The sequence below is a fragment of the Mesorhizobium sp. M7A.F.Ca.CA.002.04.1.1 genome, from assembly GCF_004022805.1.
GTDB classification, from domain to species: Bacteria; Pseudomonadota; Alphaproteobacteria; order Rhizobiales; family Rhizobiaceae; genus Mesorhizobium; species Mesorhizobium ciceri.
This window is the reverse complement of sequence record NZ_RZPL01000782.1, coordinates 1-2,517: the sequence shown is the minus strand read 5'-3', so window position 1 is coordinate 2,517 and position 2,517 is coordinate 1. Positions and strand designations below refer to the sequence as shown.

General features: G+C 63.4%; 2 protein-coding genes and 1 pseudogene. 2 read left to right on the top strand and 1 reads right to left on the bottom strand.

The window, feature by feature from the left end; genetic code table 11:
• Positions 1 to 23: 23 nt before the first annotated feature.
• Positions 24 to 1,178: a PA0069 family radical SAM protein gene (locus ENZ75_RS28370; protein ID WP_023808673.1), complete on the bottom strand. Its 1,155-nt coding sequence runs from the start codon at positions 1,176 to 1,178 to the stop codon at positions 24 to 26.
• 149 nt (positions 1,179 to 1,327) lie between these two features.
• On the opposite strand from ENZ75_RS28370, the gene ENZ75_RS28365 reads away from it, so the two are divergent.
• Together ENZ75_RS28365 and ENZ75_RS28360 are read left to right on the top strand one after the other, a co-directional pair.
• Positions 1,328 to 1,852, top strand: a complete 525-nt coding sequence (locus ENZ75_RS28365) for a glycosyltransferase (RefSeq protein ID WP_063167649.1) — start codon at positions 1,328 to 1,330, stop codon at positions 1,850 to 1,852.
• Between the two features lie 143 nt (positions 1,853 to 1,995).
• Positions 1,996 to 2,517 (top strand): annotated as a pseudogene (locus ENZ75_RS28360) (hypothetical protein); the annotation flags it as partial.

Sequence of the window (2,517 nt, the reverse complement as noted above, 5' to 3'; positions counted from 1 at the left end):
ATCCATCGCGACGAATTGTCTCTTCAAAGCAGCGTCAGTTGCACCTGGTCTTTCCCGGCGGCAACGAACTGATCGGTCCGCAGCGTGCGCCGTTCGGCATTGAGACCAAGCCGCTTGGCTGTGATCTCGAAGCGCCGGCCGATCTGCCAGGCATAGGGACCGGCGCCCTTCATGCGCTTGCCCCATTCCGAATCGTAGTCTTTGCCGTCACGCATGGAGCGGACAAGCGACATCACATGGCGGTAACGGTCGGGATAATGGCGCAGCAGCCAGTCCTTGAAGATCGGGCTGACCTCCAGCGGCAGCCGCAGGATCACATAACCCGCCTCGCGCGCGCCGGCCGCACGTGCCGAATCGAGGATGCGTTCCATCTCCGGATCAGTCAGGCCCGGAATGATCGGAGCCACCATGACCGACGCCGGAATGCCGGCATCCGAAAGCTGCCGGATCGCTTCCAGCCGCTTGGTCGGCGTCGACGCGCGCGGCTCCATGGTGCGCGCCAGCATGCGGTCGAGCGTCGTCACCGACAGCGCCACCTTGGCGAGCCCTCGTTCGGCCATGCGCGACAGGATATCGATATCGCGCGTCACCAGGGCGGACTTTGTCACGATGCCGACCGGATGGCCGCGCGCTTCCAGCACTTCGAGGATTTCGCGCATGATCCGGTATTGCTTCTCGATCGGCTGGTAGGGGTCGGTGTTGGTGCCGATGGCGATGGTGCGCGGCTGATAGCTGTCCTTCGAAAGCTCCTTGTCGAGCAAGCGCGCCGCATCAGGTTTGGCGAACAGCTTCGATTCGAAATCCAGACCCGGCGACAGGCCCATGAACGCGTGCGTCGGGCGGGCAAAGCAATAGACGCAGCCATGCTCGCAGCCGCGATAAGGGTTGATGGAACGGTCGAAGGAAATGTCGGGCGATTCGTTGCGGGTGATGATGGTGCGCGGCTTCTCGACCTGCACTTCGGTCTTGAAGGGGGGCAGTTCTTCCAGCGAATTCCAGCCATCGTCGAACACGTGCCGGCTGACTGGCTCGAATCGGCCGGACGGGTTGATGCCGGCCGACCTGCCGCGGTTGCGGTCCGGGCGGACACGCATGCCGCTCTGCTCGACCATCGCATTGGCCATCTCGGCTCTTCCTGCTCCGAAAGCTGCAATGTCGGCGCGCACGATCTGTTCCATTTTCGCCCGCTCCCAGGGACTGTCCGTGTTGTGTCGAATCGCTCTGTTCATGAAATTATTCCTATTTCATCGATGAGAACAAAGCAAGAACTTTCTATGGTGCGATGCAAAACTGGCGCTGTGCGGCGCTTTCCGCTATTCGGCTAAGGATGCTCAGTGTTCTCATCGAAACCCGCAATGACGAGGAGGGCCTCGCCCGCACGCTCGCCTCGCTGATTGGCGGCGCGGTCGAAGGCGTGGTGCGTGAAGTCATCGTCTGCGACACAGGCTCCGCCGACCAGACGCATCGTGTGGCCGAGCATGCCGGCTGTCAGTACGTGACCGGCGGTGTCGCTGCCGGCATCCGCCAGGCCAAGGGGGACTGGTTGCTGCTCCTGGAACCGGGCGCGCGGTTGGTGGAGGGCTGGATCGATGAGGTTGTCGCGCATACGGCCAGGCAGACCATGGCCGCACGGTTTTCGCGCACGCGGGCCAGCCGCACGCCATTCCTGGCACGGGTCTTTTCGGGAAACCGCGCCCTGGCCGACGGATTGCTGATCAGCAAGCGTCAGGCGGCGGCCGCGGCCAAGAGTGCCGGCAGTGCTGAGGCCATCGCCCGCGGCCTCGCAACGAAGCGGCTCGACGCCGAGATCTGGATGGCGCCCGCCAAGCAGGAACGCCGCTCCTCGACATGATTTTTTGCAGCTGCTCAGGCCATTGTGCATTGCACAAAATCTGACGCGGGGTTAGCGTCCGTTCAAGCGGGAATTGGGTTTGGGACATGCCGAGTGGCGAGCACCGATGCGGCATCGGTGGTGCTCTCATAGCCGAGGACCCAATGAAGCTTTCAACCCCCGACACATCCGGCGCGGCCAGTCTCGAGGCTATTGCGCGCGACGGCAGTCTGTTGCGACGCATCGCGGTGCGCATTCCGACCTATCTCAAGGACCTGCGCGAAAACCCCGCCTGGCTGCCGATGTTCGTGCTGGCGCGCACAATGCCTGGACGCCGCATGCATTGGCTGGGCGCAAAACGCGCCCGCCCGGTCGCCAATGCCGGGGATACGATGTTTGCCGGTGTCGAACGGGGAGCGGTCGTCGATGCGTTGCGCTCCGACGGGCTGTTCTCAGGCTTGGTCCTGCCGCCTGATATCCATGAAGAGATCGCCGACTTCGCCGGGCGCACGCCTTGCTTCGGCAATTTCGACCGCCGTCTCGAATTCATGCCGGGGGAACATGCCGAGGCCGAGAAACGCCTTGGCCGCTCGCTGCTCAGCGGGCATTTTTTCGAGCGCATCCTCGACTGCCCGGCGGCGCTTGCCATCCAGCGCGATCCGCTGCTTCTGGATATTGCCGCGCAC